Origin of the sequence: Komagataeibacter medellinensis NBRC 3288 (genome assembly GCF_000182745.2) — a bacterium.
Classification (GTDB): domain Bacteria; phylum Pseudomonadota; class Alphaproteobacteria; order Acetobacterales; family Acetobacteraceae; genus Komagataeibacter; species Komagataeibacter medellinensis.
Genome location: NC_016027.1, coordinates 1,970,740 through 1,985,606 on the forward strand (window position 1 = coordinate 1,970,740; position 14,867 = coordinate 1,985,606).

At 62.5% G+C, this 14,867-nt stretch carries 13 protein-coding genes, 1 tRNA gene and 1 riboswitch; of the genes, 7 read left to right on the forward strand and 7 right to left on the reverse strand.

Features of this window, described 5'->3' with window-relative positions; all coding sequences use genetic code 11:
* Positions 1 to 7: 7 nt before the first annotated feature.
* Both GLX_RS09205 and pyk read left to right on the forward strand, forming a co-directional pair.
* Positions 8 to 991: an SH3 domain-containing protein gene (locus GLX_RS09205; RefSeq protein WP_014105698.1), complete on the forward strand. Its 984-nt coding sequence runs from the start codon at positions 8 to 10 to the stop codon at positions 989 to 991.
* Positions 992 to 1,024: 33 nt separating this feature from the next.
* Positions 1,025 to 2,464 (forward strand): pyruvate kinase, encoded by a 1,440-nt coding sequence (gene pyk / locus GLX_RS09210; RefSeq protein WP_041247320.1) that lies wholly within the window; start codon positions 1,025 to 1,027, stop codon positions 2,462 to 2,464.
* A 166-nt stretch (positions 2,465 to 2,630) separates the two neighbouring features.
* On the opposite strand, the gene GLX_RS09215 is transcribed toward pyk, so the two are convergent.
* From GLX_RS09215 to gmk, 6 genes are all read right to left on the reverse strand, one after another.
* On the reverse strand, positions 2,631 to 2,939 hold the full coding sequence (locus GLX_RS09215; protein WP_148268574.1) for a transposase: 309 nt from the start codon (positions 2,937 to 2,939) through the stop codon (positions 2,631 to 2,633).
* Between the two features lie 26 nt (positions 2,940 to 2,965).
* On the reverse strand, positions 2,966 to 3,286 hold the full coding sequence (locus GLX_RS09220; protein WP_014105701.1) for an IS5/IS1182 family transposase: 321 nt from the start codon (positions 3,284 to 3,286) through the stop codon (positions 2,966 to 2,968).
* Between the two features lie 96 nt (positions 3,287 to 3,382).
* Positions 3,383 to 4,177: an ABC transporter ATP-binding protein gene (locus tag GLX_RS09225; protein ID WP_014105702.1), complete on the reverse strand. Its 795-nt coding sequence runs from the start codon at positions 4,175 to 4,177 to the stop codon at positions 3,383 to 3,385.
* Positions 4,174 to 4,959, reverse strand: coding sequence for an MlaE family ABC transporter permease (locus GLX_RS09230; protein WP_041247321.1), 786 nt, complete (start codon positions 4,957 to 4,959; stop codon positions 4,174 to 4,176). Before GLX_RS09230 ends, GLX_RS09225 begins: the two co-directional genes overlap by 4 nt.
* 123 nt (positions 4,960 to 5,082) lie before the next feature.
* Complete coding sequence (locus tag GLX_RS09235; protein WP_014105704.1) at positions 5,083 to 6,321, reverse strand: multidrug effflux MFS transporter; 1,239 nt, start codon at positions 6,319 to 6,321, stop codon at positions 5,083 to 5,085.
* Positions 6,322 to 6,466: 145 nt separating this feature from the next.
* Entirely contained in the window at positions 6,467 to 7,129 is a 663-nt protein-coding gene (gmk, locus tag GLX_RS09240) for a guanylate kinase (RefSeq protein ID WP_014105705.1), read from the reverse strand.
* A gap of 93 nt (positions 7,130 to 7,222) precedes the next feature.
* On the opposite strand from gmk, the gene GLX_RS09245 reads away from it, so the two are divergent.
* The 5 genes from GLX_RS09245 to GLX_RS09265 all read left to right on the forward strand — a co-directional run bounded on the left by GLX_RS09245 (position 7,223) and on the right by GLX_RS09265 (position 14,238).
* Positions 7,223 to 8,059 carry an SDR family NAD(P)-dependent oxidoreductase gene (locus tag GLX_RS09245; protein ID WP_014105706.1) on the forward strand — a complete coding sequence of 279 codons (837 nt, stop codon included), beginning with the start codon at positions 7,223 to 7,225 and terminating at the stop codon, positions 8,057 to 8,059.
* 37 nt (positions 8,060 to 8,096) lie between these two features.
* Positions 8,097 to 11,402 carry an efflux RND transporter permease subunit gene (locus GLX_RS09250; RefSeq protein WP_014105707.1) on the forward strand — a complete coding sequence of 1,102 codons (3,306 nt, stop codon included), beginning with the start codon at positions 8,097 to 8,099 and terminating at the stop codon, positions 11,400 to 11,402.
* Between the two features lie 51 nt (positions 11,403 to 11,453).
* Positions 11,454 to 11,530 (forward strand) — tRNA-Arg (locus tag GLX_RS09255).
* A 233-nt stretch (positions 11,531 to 11,763) separates the two neighbouring features.
* Positions 11,764 to 12,975 carry a cytochrome b gene (locus GLX_RS09260; RefSeq protein WP_014105708.1) on the forward strand — a complete coding sequence of 404 codons (1,212 nt, stop codon included), beginning with the start codon at positions 11,764 to 11,766 and terminating at the stop codon, positions 12,973 to 12,975.
* Positions 12,976 to 13,112: 137 nt separating this feature from the next.
* Positions 13,113 to 13,209, forward strand: a riboswitch (TPP riboswitch).
* Between the two features lie 69 nt (positions 13,210 to 13,278).
* Positions 13,279 to 14,238 carry an ABC transporter substrate-binding protein gene (locus GLX_RS09265; protein WP_407927269.1) on the forward strand — a complete coding sequence of 320 codons (960 nt, stop codon included), beginning with the start codon at positions 13,279 to 13,281 and terminating at the stop codon, positions 14,236 to 14,238.
* A 96-nt stretch (positions 14,239 to 14,334) separates the two neighbouring features.
* Here GLX_RS09265 and GLX_RS09270 read toward each other — a convergent pair whose 3' ends face one another.
* Positions 14,335 to 14,856 carry a DUF2721 domain-containing protein gene (locus GLX_RS09270; protein WP_014105710.1) on the reverse strand — a complete coding sequence of 174 codons (522 nt, stop codon included), beginning with the start codon at positions 14,854 to 14,856 and terminating at the stop codon, positions 14,335 to 14,337.
* Positions 14,857 to 14,867: the final 11 nt, after the last annotated feature.

The following is a 14,867-nucleotide window of genomic DNA, read 5'->3' on the forward strand; positions in this document are numbered from 1 at the left end:
GAACACGATGGCGCAGTGCGTGCGGCATGAACTCCTTGCGCGACAGGCCGGTGTGCCGTCCCGCACCCCCGCCCGGCGCGGGTCGTCATCTCTGGCAGCCTGCGCGGTGGCATTGCTTGTGTGGGGCGGCGTGGCCCATGCCGCCACCCCGACGGCAGCCCGTCACCACCATACGGCAGCGCATGCAAAGACCAGGGCCACGCATGCTGCGGCAGATGCCAAGAGCAGCCTGGGCCATGCTCATGTGCATGGTGCCAGGGAACGGGAAAAGGGAAAAACCGCGACCGTGGCCCATCACCACCATGCGGTGGCGGCGGCGGCTGTGGCAGCGGGCGCTGGTGTGGCCGCAACGGCAGCCTCACAGCCCGCTTCCGCCCGCCCGCCCGCAACAGCGGATGGCGTGCCGCCCGCGCCGGTGGACAATACCAAGGGCAGTGTGACCGGACTGCCGCTGCCACGCTTTGCTGCCTTCCGTGCCGATGAGGTCAACCTGCGCACCGGGCCGGGACAGCGCTACCCGATTGACTGGGTGTACCACCGCCGGGGCCTGCCGGTAAAAATTGAACGGGAATTCGATGTCTGGCGTCTGGTCGAGGATTCGGACGGACAGAAGGGCTGGGTGCATCAGGCAACCCTGGTGGGAACCCGCACGTTTGTCATACCGGGATTACCGCCCGAAGGAGACGCCCAGCAGGCCGGACAGCCAACTGCCAAGGAAACCGACGTGATCGGGCGGGCCGATACCCGAATTGTCGGGCATGTGGCGGATATGGCCGCAGCCGCGGGCGTGAAGGGGGCGGTTATGCTGCATGCGGATGCCTCCACCACATCGGCGGTTGTGGCTGTGTTGCGGCCGGGTGTTGTGGGCACGATCCGCCAGTGCGCGGCGGGAACGCCATGGTGCAAGGTGTCGGTCAAGCAGTACAGCGGCTGGCTGGAGCGTAGCGCCCTATGGGGATTATTGCCGCAGGAGGTCGTATCACCTTCCTGAAGGTTGCATGATATGAACAGACGGGAGAACAAAATGCCGGATACACCCTATCGCGCCATGCGTCGGACCAAGATTGTCTCGACTCTTGGCCCCGCCACCTCCGACCATGCCACCATCCGCGCGTTGGCGGTGGCGGGGGTGGATGTGTTCCGGCTCAATTTCTCCCACGGTACGCATGACGATCATGCCGCCCGCCACGCCGTGATCCGTGATGTGGAAGCCGAACTGGGTCGCCCGCTGGGCATCCTGGCCGATGTGCAGGGGCCAAAGCTGCGGGTGGGCACGTTTGCCAATGGGCGCGTGCAACTCACACCGGGGGCGCGTTTCCGCCTCGACCTTGACCCCACGCCCGGCAATGAGACACGGGCCTGCCTGCCGCATCGTGAAATCCTTGCCGCAGCGCAGGAAGGTAGCACCCTACTGCTCGATGATGGGCGTCTGGCACTGAAGGTATGCGAACGCGGCCCCGACTTCCTGCTGACGGAGGTGACGCTGGGCGGCGTGCTGTCAGACCACAAGGGCGTGAACGTACCCGACGTGATCCTGCCCATTCCCGCCCTGACGGACAAGGACCGCGCGGATATGGCCTTCGCGCTGGATCTGGGCATCGAGTATATCGGCCTGTCCTTCGTCCAGCGCCCCGAAGACGTGCGTGAGGCGCGCAGGTTGGCCGACGGACGGGCATGGATCATGACCAAGCTCGAAAAACCGCAGGCCATGGATAATCTGGAAGAGATTGTCACCCTGTCTGACGCGGTCATGGTGGCGCGTGGCGACCTGGGCGTGGAACTGCCACCCGAGCAGGTACCGCTGGCGCAGAAGCGCATCATCCGCACCGCCCGCAGGCTGGGCCGCCCGGTGGTGGTGGCGACCCAGATGCTGGAAAGCATGGTTCACGCCCCCACCCCTACCCGCGCCGAGGCATCGGACGTGGCGACGGCAGTGTTCGACGGCGCGGATGCGGTCATGCTTTCAGCCGAGACGGCGGTGGGTGCCTACCCGCGTGAGGCGGTGGCGATCATGGACCGTATCGTGCGCCGGGTGGAGGAGGACGAGGTCTGGCGCCGCCAGCTTGATGCTTCCAGCCCCGAGGCGGACCATAACGTGGCCGGTGCGATTGCCGCCGCCGCCCGCCAGATCGTAGCCACGGTAGATGTGGCTGCCGTGGCCGCCTTTACGCTTTCGGGCCGGACCGCGCTACGCATTGCGCGCGAGCGGCCGGACTGCACCATCCTCGGCCTTGCGCCGAGTGATGAAGTCGCCCGCAGACTGGCGGTGGCGTGGGGGGTACAGGCGGTCTCGGTCGGACAGGAGACACCGGTGCACACCATTGAAAGCGTGGTGGACCAGGCGCTGTCCATCATAAAGGCTGATGGCTACGGTGGTGTGGGCGATGCGGTGGTGATTGTAGCGGGCTTGCCCTTTGGGGTGGCGGGCAGCACCAATACGCTGCGGATTGCCACTATTACCTGATCATCAGGGAATAAAATTTGGGGCTGGCATAGGTAAGCTAATAAAGACTTGATATGTCATATGAAAGCACATCGTCGCAGTAGGCTGCCTGTCAGCACCCAAAAACGCCTTCTGGAGCATTTCGTTGCGGGCACACCCGCCCGGAGCACCGCCGAACCTGTCGGCGTCAATCATAATACAGCGACCCTGTATTACCCGGAAATTGCGAGAGATCATCGCGGAACAGATTGCTCATGAGGCACCGATCTCGGGTGAAATCGAAGGAGCGCCTGTCGAGGCGGTTTTTGCGCTGGGGAATGACCACGCAGGCGCCTTGCGCGTGTAGGGCATCCACGATCCAGTGGACGTCAAACGCTTTGTCAGCAAGAATTCCCTCGGAATCCACCGGTCCGAGCAGGGGTGCAACGCCGACCGTGTCATAATGCTGGCCGGAGATGAGCGTAAAGCGGACCAGATTGCCCAGGGCATCGGTCATGGCGATGATCCTGGTCGACCACCCTGTCACACTGCGTCCTGTCGCCTGGCTTTGGGGCACCCTTTTGCGCCCTGACCGTGGCGGTGAACCCGAATCACCGTGCTGTCGATCATCGCATAATCCATGTCGGCATCGTCAGAGACAGCTTCAGAAAGCCGTTTGAAAACACCGGCTTTCATCCAGTTACTGTAGCGGGAATAGACCGGGTTCCAATGTCCGAAATACGTTGGCAGGTCCCGCCACGAACTGCCGGTCCGCGCTATCCATAAGACCGCTTCGATAAAGAGGCGATTATCCTTCCCGCTGCATCCCCGATCCGTCTTCTTGCCAAGGCATAGCGGTTCCATTTTCGCCTATTGGGCATCCGTCAGGATGAAGCGATCCATATCAATTTTGAAACGCATCACGGCCCTTTAGAAAAATCAATTCCAAACAGGCCTCAGTTAACTACGGACATCCACCTTGATCGGCCCTTCGCGGCGGCCATGAGTGAACTGGTCCACAACGGGATTGCCACTGTCAAACAGCGTAGACGGCTGCCCCTGCCAGATCAGTCTACCTTTGTATAGCATGCCCACCCGGTCGCCTATGCGCTGGGCGGAAGCCATATCGTGCGTGATGGCAATGGCGGTGGAGCCCAGCTTGCGCACACAATCGGCAATCAGCCCGTCAATCACGGCCCCCATGATGGGGTCGAGACCGGTTGTGGGTTCATCGAAAAACAGGATTTCCGGCCGGGCGGCAATGGCGCGCGCCAGACCCACGCGCTTCTGCATGCCGCCAGACAGTTCGGAAGGTGAAAGAGCCCCCACGGCGGGGTCCATACCTACCTGCTCCAGCAGTTCAGCCGCGCGCGCCTGCGCCTGCGCGCGCGTCAGGCGCGGGCCATGACCCATGCGGGCGGCCGCCGTCAGGCCAAAAGTCACGTTTTCCCACACGCTCAGGCTATCAAACAGCGCGCCGTTCTGGAACAGCATGCCGATCTTCGCCAGATACGGCTCGCGCTGGCGGGTGGACAGGGTGGTCACGTCCACACCATCAATCTCGATGGAACCGGCATCAGGCGTGATCAGCCCCAGTATGCAGCGTAGCAACACCGACTTGCCGGTACCTGAACCACCAATGACCACGAATGACGTGCCACCCATCACATCAAGGTCCACCCCGTCCAGCACCACCTTGGGGCCGAACGCCTTCTTCAGGCCGCGAATACGGATCTTGGAGGTTGCATCGCTCATTGGGAAAAGAACACGTCTGTCAGGAGGTAATCAAACGTCAGCAGCAGGATCGAAGCTGCAACCACAGCCGCCGTGGTGGCCGCCCCTACCCCTTCGGCTCCGCCACGACTGTTATAGCCGTGGTAGCAGCCCATCAGCGCGATCAGGAACCCGAAGATCGCGGCCTTGACCAGCCCCACCGCCACATCCATCACCTTGAGCGAGGCGATGGTGGCGGCAATGTAGGCGGAAGGCGAGAAATCCAGCTTCATCACGCATACGGTAAAGCCTCCCAGCACGCCCAGTATGTCAGCCACCAGAACCAGGAAGGGCAGCGCCAGCGTGCCCGCCACTAGCCGGGGCGTGACCAGGTATTTCATGGGGTTGGTGGACAGTGTGGTCAGCGCATCGATCTGGTCGGTCACGCGCATGGTTCCGATCTCGGCCGACATGGCGGCCCCTACCCGGCCCGCCACCATCAGCCCTGCCAGCACCGGCCCCAGTTCACGCGTGACAGCGAGGATGACAATCCCGGCAATGGCGTTCTGGGCATGGTACTGGGCAAAGCCGGTATAGGACTGCAACGCGATTACCCCGCCCGAAAACAGGGCGGTCAGTGCCACGACAGGCAGGGAGAAGAAACCGATCTCCACCAGCGTGCCCCATAGGATACGCCAGTAGAAGGGAGGACGGACCACGTGCGACAGGGCGACGGCGGCAAAAAGCGCCACCTTTCCCGCCATGCGGACAATATCCAGAACCGCGCGGCCCAATCCGGCAACAAAATCAAGAACGCCGTTCACAAGGCCTCCTGCGCAGGGGGATGCTCGCCACGCCGGGCAGCACATACCGTGGACATGTTCCTGCCCTAGCGCGCAGCGTGCCGCACGTCAAAGCGAAAGCGCATGATGTGCTCTGCGGTCCCGTCACGATACGCCATGGCTGGCCGCGCGCCGGTCGCATGCATGCCGCCACATGTTGCACACCACCATGCACACCACGCCCGCCGTGATCACCATGGCCAGCGGCGTCGGGCTGTGAAAGGGTACATGCCCCAGAATGAAGCCACTGGCCGCAGCAAGCGAGAACTGGATCGTGCCCATAAGCGCCGACGCACTGCCCGCCTGGTGGCCATGGTGGGTAAAGGCCATGACCGTGGCATTCGGCCCGATAAAGCCAAGGCAGCCGGTGATGCACATGACCAGAACGCAGACCAGCAGCGGGTGCGCGGCCCCCGCCACCCCGGCAAGCGACAGGACAAGGCACGCCACCGCCGCCACCAGCGCACACACCACCCCGCCATCGACCAGCCGCGACAGGTCAATCCTGTGCACAAGGCGCGCATTGATCTGGGCCGCAAGGATGAACACGGCGGCATTCATGCCAAAAAACGCCCCGAACTGCCCCGGTGTAAAGCCCAGCAGGTGCTCGAACACCATAGGGGCGGAAGTGATGTAGGCAAACATGACAAAGGAAGAGAAGCTGTTGACCAGCGCGCTGGACATGAATACCGGCTCACGCACCAGCCCTGCATAACGGGCGATCATGCCCACCAGCGAGAAAGCGATGCGCCGGTCCACCGGCATGGTGTCACGCAGCGTGGCCAGCACCGTCACCAGCCCCAGTGCGCCATAACCCACCGCGATCCAGAAAATCCACCGCCAGTGCCCGATCGACAGTACAAGGCTGCCCAGCGAGGGGGCGAGAATGGGCATGACGCCAAAGACCAGCATCAGCTGCGACATGATGCGCGCGCCCTGCGCACCGGTCGCCACATCGCGCACGATGGCGCGCGGCACCACCGCGCAGGCCGCACCACCCAGTGCTGCAATGAAACGGCACAGGCAGAACAGGCCGATCCCGCCAGCCAGCGCGCACCCGATGGAACCCGCAATGAACAGGACCAGCCCGCCCAGCAGCGGAACCCTGCGCCCCAACCGGTCGGAAATGGGGCCAAGGCTGAACTGCCCCACCGCCAGACCTGCAAACCATGCCGCCAGCGTAATCTGGCTGGCCCCGGCATAACCGCCCGCCAGTTCATGATCCATCAGGGGAAAGGCGGGCAGGTACATGTCCGTCGCCAGCGGGCCGATTGCCGTAAGCAGCCCCAGCAGGGCGATCATCCAGTAAGGCATAAGGGCAGTGGGCGTACTACGGCGGGGCATGGGAATCCGGCGGAGAATAAGGTGGCGCAGACGCGGCCTCAGGCCACGACCGTTGCATATCCGATAATTGCGACAGACTTGTCCACTGCCATATTATATGCACCCCATGCGCCCTGCGCGTACCCGCCCGCCGGAGACTGGTGGTTCAGACCCCGAATCCTGCCACCAGGGCCGCAAGCCCAACCTGCCGGTGGCGTTCCAGACGGGCGGCGACCAGTACGGCACGGGCTTCGGCTATGGCCTGGTCTAGTTCGGAATTGATGATGACGTGATCGAATTCATTCCAATGCGAGATCTCGTCGCGCGCGGCCTGCATGCGGCGCGCGATCTCATCGGCCTCATCCGACGCACGGCCGGTCAGGCGACGCTCCAGCTCCGCGATGGAAGGTGGCAGGACAAACAGGCTGATCACATCATCGGGCAAGGCCGCGCGGATCTGCCGGTGGCCCTGCCAGTCAATATCGAATACCATGTCACGGCCTTCCGCCAGAGCCTGCTCCACCGGGGCGCGGGGGGTGCCATAACCACGACCGAACACGGTGGCCCATTCCAGCATCTCGCCCGCCTGCGCCATGCGCTCGAACTCTTCCATACTGCGGAAATGGTAATGGATGCCATCGCTCTCACCAGGACGGGGCTGGCGGGTGGTGATCGATACGGAATGCAGCAACTGCGGTTCGGACGCGCGCAACGCGTTGGCGATGGTGGACTTGCCTGCACCGGACGGGGCTGAAATAACCAGACAGACCCCCCTGCGCCGGACCGGCGGGGTGGCTGGATTACGGGGGGGGATGGATGTCGGGCTCATGCGGCTCTCCTTGGTCGTGGCGTCCCCCCAGGTGCAGACCGGGGGCGCAAACGGGCTAGCGCAGTTCTAACAGGGTGGATGTAATCTGCGAATATGAAACAGGATTCGATACTCATTACAGGTGCCTCGTCCGGGATCGGGCGCGGACTTGCCCTTGCCCTTGCCCGGCCAGGGCGCACACTCCACCTTGGCGGGCGCAATACAGGCAACCTGCGCGACGTGGCGGCACAGTGCATTGCCCGGGGTGCTGATGTCCGCGTGCGGGTACAGGACGTGCGCGAACAGGCGGGAATGGAAACGTGGATATCCACCGCAGGGCCGCTTGACCTTGTATTCGCCTGCGCGGGCATTACCGCCTCCACGCGCGGGGGGGAGAAAGCGCCTTACGAACCCGATGACCAGATCCGCCGCATGTTCGCCACCAACGTCGATGGCGTGTTGAACACGGTGCTGCCCGCCCTGCATGTCATGCTGCGCCAGCCGCGCGGGGCGGACGGGATGCGGGGGCGCATCTGCGCCATGGCCTCGGTCGCAGGGCTGGTCTCGTTTCCCGGCACGCCTTCTTACTGCGCGTCCAAGGCAGCGGTGGACCGCTTTATCGTGGCGACAGGCGGCAACATGGCGCGCGCGGGCATTGCCCTGTCCAGTGTGACCTGCGGCTTTGTGGCAACCCCCATGACCACGCAGAACCGCTTTCCCATGCCCGGCCTGACCCAGACGGGCGACGCCGTGCAGGCCATCCTTAATGGGGTGGCGCGCGGGAAGCGGCGCATTTCCTTCCCATGGTGGCTGGCGGCCGGATCGCGCTTCATGGACCTGCTGCCGATCAGGATCGCGGAGTCCTACTATTTCCGCCAGCCCGCCGGGCAGGCGGGCACCATGGCCGAAACGGGGCGGGAGGAAACCGCAGGCCCCGTGCCCGCGACATGAAGGCAACATACCTGAACGCACGGGGCGGGTTGCGCGCGTGAACCTGTGTCGTGTTTTCATCCTGCGCCCGGTGGCGACCACCCTGCTGGCGGCGGCCATGCTGCTGGCGGGGCTGCTGGCCTACCGCACGCTGCCGGTGGGCGACCTGCCCGATATTGCTGTGCCGGTCATCTATGTCATGGCCACCCAGCCCGGTGCCTCGCCACAGCAGATGGCCAGTTCCGTCACCACACCGCTCGAGCGCAGGCTGGGGCAGGTTGCCGGACTGAGCGAGATCGAGTCCGATTCCAGCCAGGACAACGCCTTCATCCTGCTGACCTTCAATGAATCGACCAACATCGATTCCGCCGCCAATGATGTGGAGGCCGCCCTGCGCGCCGCCCGCGCGGACATGCCGGCAACACTCCAGTCCCAGCCGGAATACTGGAAGGCCAACCCCTCCGACAACCCGATCATGATTCTGGCGCTGACATCGGACACGCAGCCGGTGTCCGAACTGTATGACATTGCCAAGACCCGCCTTCAGCCCCTGCTCGCGCAGGTACAGGGCGTAGGCTGGGTGGAGATTGCAGGCAGTTCGGCCCCTGCCGTGCGGGTGGAGATCAACCCGTGGCCGCTGTTCAAATACGGGCTGGGGTTCGAGGACATCCGCTCTGCACTGGCCTCGGCCAATGCCAACACGCCCAAGGGCATCATAGAAAACGACACCACCCGCTACACGCTGGCCACCAATGACCAGGCGCGCACCGCCGCCCAGTACCGTGACCTGGTGATCGGCTACCGCAGTGGCCGCCCCGTGCGCCTGAGCGACGTGGCCTCCGTACATAACGGGGTGGAGAACGAACGGCTGGCGGGATTCCTGAACGGGCACACGGCTGTCATGGCGATCATCCGCCCGCGCGCGGGGGCCAACGTCATCCACGTGATTGACGAGATCAAGGGCCGCCTGCCCGCCCTGCGCGCAGCATTGCCCGGCGGGGTCGTGCTAACGCCCGCCATGGACCGCTCGATCACCATCCGTGCCTCCCTGGCTGATACGCAGTGGACGCTGCTGGCCTCCGTCGTGCTGGTGGTGGCGGTAGTGCTGGTGTTTCTGCGCACGCCACGTTCCACGCTGATCCCGGCCATTACCGTGCCCATCTCGCTGGCGGGTACGCTGGCGCTCATGGCACTGTTCCACTTCTCGCTCGATATCCTCTCGCTCATGGCGCTGACGATTGCCACCGGTTTTGTGGTCGATGATGCGATCGTGGTGCTGGAGAATATCGCCCGCCACATGGAAGCAGGCATGAACCGCTTTGACGCCGCCCTCCAGGGCTCGCGCGAGATCGGGTTTACCGTGCTGTCCATCACCATATCGCTGGTGGCGGTATTCCTGCCACTGCTGCTGCTGGGCGGCACGCCGGGAAAGGTGTTCTTCGAGTTTTCCATGACACTGGCGATCACCGTCACCGTATCGCTGGTACTCGCACTCAGTCTGACGCCGATGATGTGCAGCCTGTTCCTGGAAGTGGGCGAACCGGCCCCCCCGCCCCCCACGGCACCATGGTGGCGGCGCTGGCCGCGCGCCACGGGCGACTGGCTGGAGGCGGGCTACCAGCATCTGCTGCGCTTTTACGAGCGCACGCTGGCGGTAGCACTGCGCCACCATGTGCTGACGGCACTGAGCCTGCCGCTCAGCCTTGCGGTAATGGTCGGTGTGATCGTGCTCATGCCCAAGGGTATCCTGCCCAAGGAGGATGTGGCTATGGTCATGAGCTTCTTCCGCGCCGACCAGACCACCTCCTTCCCCGCCATGAAGGAGAAGATCCGCGCCATAAGTAACGCGATGATGGCCGACCCCGACACGCAGGAGGTCGTCGCCTTCTCCGGTGACACCAGTATTGAAGGGCAGGCCTTCGCCCAGATGGTCGACCGCACGCAGCGCAGCGACGGACCGGATGAGATGATCGCGCGCATCCACAAACGGCTGGAGAACATTCCGGGGCTGGATGTCTCGATGTTCTCGGCAGGCGACATCAGCGGTGGCGGAGGCCGCCAGAAGGAAGGTGCCTACCGTTACCTGCTGACCAGTGACAGTGCCGAGGACATCTATACCTGGGCCCCACGCCTGGTGGCCGCCCTGCGCGCTTCCCCCACCCTGCGCGACGTGACGACGGATGTCATGAACAATGGCGCCGCCATCCATGCCGACATCATCCGTGATCTTGCCGCGCGCTACCTGATTACCCCGCAACTGGTCAGCAACACGTTGTATGACGCCTTTGGCCAGCGCATCGCCTCGAACATTTCCACATCGCTCGCCACCTATCATGTGGTGATGGAGGTGGCTGACCCGTACCGCACATCACCCGATATCCTGCACTCCTTCCGCATTTCCACATCGGGCGGGACAGCGGGCGGCGGCACGGTATCCAATACCGTGCGGGTGAAGGCGGATGGCACGGCAAGCCGCAGCACGCAGCTCAGCCAGCAGTCTTTCCGCAACCAGATCGAGAACCGGCTGGCAGGTGGTGCCGGAGCTTCCAGCGGGTCGGCGGTGTCATCCTCAACAGAGACAATGATCCCGCTTTCCGACGTAACACAACTCGTGTCGCGCCCCACCTCCATTACCGTATCGCACAAGGGCGGGTTCGTCTCGGCGGCCATTTCCTTCAACCTGGCCCCCGGCATGGCGCTGAGCGATGCATCGGCCACGGTGGAAGAGACCATGATCCGCCTGCATGTGCCACCTTCCATCCACGGTGGCTTTAGCGGGCAGGCGGCGCAGTTCCAGTCCGCCATCATCAACGAGGTCCTGATCTTCATCGCCGCCCTGGTCACGATCTATGTGACGCTGGGTATCCTGTATGAAAGCTACATCCACCCGCTGACCATCATGTCCACCCTGCCCTCCGCCGGGGTGGGAGCTGTGCTGGGGTTGTGGGTGACGAGGCAGGAGTTCTCCCTCATCACCATGATCGGGATGATCCTGCTGGTGGGCATCGTGAAGAAGAACGCCATCCTGATCGTGGATTTTGCGCTCCATGCCGAACGCGACCGGGGGCTGGCCCCGCAGGTGGCCATACGCGATGCATGCATCCAGCGCTTCCGCCCCATCCTGATGACCACGCTGGCGGCCGCCCTTGGGGCGGTGCCGCTCATTACCAATGGCGGCTATGGCGTGGAGATGCGCCGCCCGCTGGGCATTACGGTTGTAGGTGGGCTGATGATGAGCCAGTTGCTTACGCTCTACACCACGCCGGTCATCTACCTGTACATGGAACAGATACGTAACTGGACTGTACGCCATGCCAGACGGCTGATTGCGCGGGGGGGCGTAAAAAAATCTTTCGATAGTTGAAAAAAGGGGGTTGCCGGGTCCCGGACTGTCGGCTAAAAGCCCCCTCACGACGCACCCGTAGCTCAACTGGATAGAGCACCAGACTACGAATCTGGGGGTTAGAGGTTCGAGTCCTTTCGGGTGCGCCATTCTCCTTAAAAATGTAATTTCGTTTCTGAATGGCGCTTTTCGGCAGCCGGCGCATGAAACGTAAAAAAGTTTTTAGTGAAGCTTTTTTGGAAAAAGCCGACACTTAAAAACTTTTATCCTTTTTTCAGCACATTCCCTGAACATGGTATGGAAAAAAAGATCAGGTGCCTGCACCCTGCAGGGCTGCTACACCATAGCTGATCTTTTTTTCGTCTGAATTCAGGAACCAGGAATGAGCGGGTCCAGCCTTCCCGAAAACATGCCCCCGCACGGACAGCCGGAACCGCCTGGCGGCCTTCTTTCGTGGATCGACCGCAGGCTGCCGGTCATTACCGCGCTGCGAAAGGAATATGTCGATTTTCCCATGCCGCGTAACCTCAACGCGCTGTGGAATTTCGGGGCGATCCTAAGCGTGGTGCTGGTCATCATGCTGGCAAGCGGCATCTTCCTGGCCATGAGCTATACCCCCACCGCACAGGGCGCCTTCATGTCGATCGAGATGATCGAACGCCAGGTGTCTGGTGGCTGGATGCTGCGCGCGCTGCATGTGACGGGGGCGAGCCTGTTCATGGCGGCCCTTTATATCCACCTCTTCCGCGGGCTGTATTATGGCTCCTACAAGCAGCCGCGCGAGATCCTGTGGCTGACCGGGCTTGTACTGCTGGTCATGGTCATGGTCACAGCCTTTGCGGGTTATGTGCTGCCATGGGGGCAGATGTCCTACTGGGGGGCGGATGTCGCGGGCAAGGCGGTCGGCGCCGTGCCGGTTATCGGGCCTGTGCTTGAACACATCATGGAAGGCAGCGACCAGTTGGGGGATATCTTCATCCACCGCTTTTTCGTGCTGCACTTCGTCATGGCCTTCGCCATTGTGGGGATCGTAGTTCTGCATGTGGCAGCCCTGCATGTGAGCGGGCCGAACAATCCTACCGGCCAGCCCGTACCTGCTCACGAGACGGTACCCTTCCATCCCTACTACACCACCAAGGACGTAACGGGCCTTGTGCTGTTCGCACTGGTATTCGCAGCCCTTGCCTTCCTGTGGCCTGACCTGCTGGCCGAGCCGGAAAATTACCGCCCCGCCAACCCCATGCACACACCCACCGATATTGAGCCGGAATGGTATTTCCTGCCCTTCTACGGGCTGCTGCAATCCGTACCCTCCAAGTTTGGCGGACTGCTGGCGGCGGGTGCATCGATCGGCGTGCTGTTCGTGGTACCGTGGCTGGACCGCTCGCCCATACGTTCGGCCCGTGCGCGCCCGCTGTGCCGGGTGGGCATGGCGGCGGTTGTGATCTCGTTCGCGCTAATGGGACTGGTTGGCCGCCACCATGCGCAAGGAGGCTGGATGATGGTGGGGCGCATCGCGGCGCTGTGCTATTTCGGCTACTTCCTTGTACTGCTGCCGTTATGCGCGCGGCGTGAGATGCACCACGAACGATAAAAGCTTCTGGTTACCGCCTTTTTTGAAAAGGCGGCGTTCTTCAAAGCTTTTTGAAAAAAGCTTCACCAAAAACTTCTTTATGTTTTGGTACTGTTTCAAACGGGCTTTACTTGACGGGTGCGGATCAGGCCCACACTTTCATCTGACCGGGGTGCCTACACCGTGTGGGCTGAGATCATACCCGTTGAACCTGATCTGGGTCATGCCAGCGAAGGGAGGCTGTTCCATATGACACGGAACCCGCACGCCTGCCACCTGCCTGCCATGGATCGCGAACATGCAGGAAGGAAACCACTCATGCACATGATCATGCGCACCCTCGGGCTTGCGGCATTTCTGGCCTGCGCCATGATGGGCCGCCCCGCCATGGCTGCCTCCTGGCAGATTACGGTCGTGCTGGACTGGTTCCTCAATGCCGACCATGCCAGCCTGCTTGCTGCGCAGTACAGCGGCGCCTTTGCCCGCCACGGGCTGGATGTAAAGCTGATTGCGCCCTCCGATCCCGGCTCCCCCGCCCGCCTGGTCGCAGCGGGACAGGCAGAGATGGCCGTATCCTACCAGACCCAGCTTGGCATGCTGGCCGACCAGAACATACCGCTTGTGCGCGTAGGCACGCTAATCGACACACCGCTGAACGTGCTGATCACGCGTGGGGAAATAGGCGATCTCGCCAGCCTGAAGGGAAAGACAATTGGCATTTCCATGCCCGGCGTGGATGATGCCGCCCTTGATGCCATGCTGCATTCAGCCGGGCTGGGTCTTGGGGACGTGCATCAGGTCAATGTCAATTTCCAGCTTGAACAGGCGATCATGAGCCATGCGGTGGATGGCGTGATCGGGGCGGTGCGCACCTATGAACTGATCGACCTGCAGCAGAAGGGCCTGCATGTCTCTGCCTTCTTTCCCGAAGAACATGGCGTGCCCATGTCCGATGAACTGATCTTTCTGGTCGGCCGCGCCCATGTGCGCGACGGATGGATCAGGCCCTTCATGGAAGCATTGGCGGAGGGGGCCAACACGCTGATCAACCACCCCGACACCATACTGGCGCAGGCCATCCACGATCACCCGGAACTTGATACGCCACTTAACCGCGCCGCATGGCAGGCCACCCTGCCGCATGTGTGCAAGCAGCCTGCCCTGCTCAACGTACCCCGTTACGAAGCCTTTGCCACGTTCCTGCATGCCCACGGCATCATGACCCATGATGTCGCACTCGGACAGTATGCGGTGGACCCGTTTGCCCTGCCTTCCGCTCCCTGAGAGACTGCGGAGGAAGTCATTGGAAAGTTTTTGGTACAAGACGACACCCAAAAACTTTTATTGTTTTTCATCAATACGTTGATTTCAAACAGCCGTTCAATCCTGTGGTGTGATGGCGGTCAGCAGGTCGCGCTTGTGCGGCAAGAAAATGGTCACGCGCAGGCCGTGCCACGCCACGATGCTGTCACCAAGGAACATGGCCAGCGCAATGACGGTGCACACAAGCGCATTGCCGAACATGAGCACCAGCCACCACGCCACGGCAGAATCCCGTACACTACCAAGGAACAGCGCAAAGGCCGAACCACAGGCCGAGGCCCCGCCCACACCGCCAAACAGGATCGCGGCATCAAGCAGCAGGGTGCGGTAATGCAGCAGCGCCAGCCGTTTGAGCAGCGCGCGCGCGTCCTTGCCAGTCTTGTCGTCCGTGCTTTCCAGCTTGTCGCGCACGGTCTCGATCCGGTCGCTGACCCGTGCAAGCCGCGTGTTAAACATATTGAGCAGCGTGCCGATGCCCGACAGCATGAAAACCGGCGTCAGCGCAGTCTGGATCAGATGGGCGACACCATCGATTGATTCATCGGGAATAAGGCCGGGGAAGGCAGACACGGCAGGCATTTCCTTGGCTG

Bases quoted from the DNA above. Each gene is read 5' to 3' on its own strand.
- GLX_RS09215 (WP_148268574.1), bottom strand. From the start codon at position 2,939: ATGACCGATGCCCTGGGCAATCTGGTCCGCTTTACGCTCATCTCCGGC.
- GLX_RS09220 (WP_014105701.1), bottom strand. From the start codon at position 3,286: ATGGAACCGCTATGCCTTGGCAAGAAGACGGATCGGGGATGCAGCGGG.
- gmk (WP_014105705.1), bottom strand. From the start codon at position 7,129: ATGAGCCCGACATCCATCCCCCCCCGTAATCCAGCCACCCCGCCGGTC.
- GLX_RS09260 (WP_014105708.1), top strand. From the start codon at position 11,764: ATGAGCGGGTCCAGCCTTCCCGAAAACATGCCCCCGCACGGACAGCCG.
- GLX_RS09270 (WP_014105710.1), bottom strand. From the start codon at position 14,856: ATGCCTGCCGTGTCTGCCTTCCCCGGCCTTATTCCCGATGAATCAATC.
- GLX_RS09265 (WP_407927269.1), top strand. From the start codon at position 13,279: ATGATCATGCGCACCCTCGGGCTTGCGGCATTTCTGGCCTGCGCCATG.
- GLX_RS09225 (WP_014105702.1), bottom strand. From the start codon at position 4,177: ATGAGCGATGCAACCTCCAAGATCCGTATTCGCGGCCTGAAGAAGGCG.
- GLX_RS09235 (WP_014105704.1), bottom strand. From the start codon at position 6,321: ATGCCCCGCCGTAGTACGCCCACTGCCCTTATGCCTTACTGGATGATC.
- GLX_RS09205 (WP_014105698.1), top strand. From the start codon at position 8: ATGGCGCAGTGCGTGCGGCATGAACTCCTTGCGCGACAGGCCGGTGTG.
- pyk (WP_041247320.1), top strand. From the start codon at position 1,025: ATGCCGGATACACCCTATCGCGCCATGCGTCGGACCAAGATTGTCTCG.
- GLX_RS09245 (WP_014105706.1), top strand. From the start codon at position 7,223: ATGAAACAGGATTCGATACTCATTACAGGTGCCTCGTCCGGGATCGGG.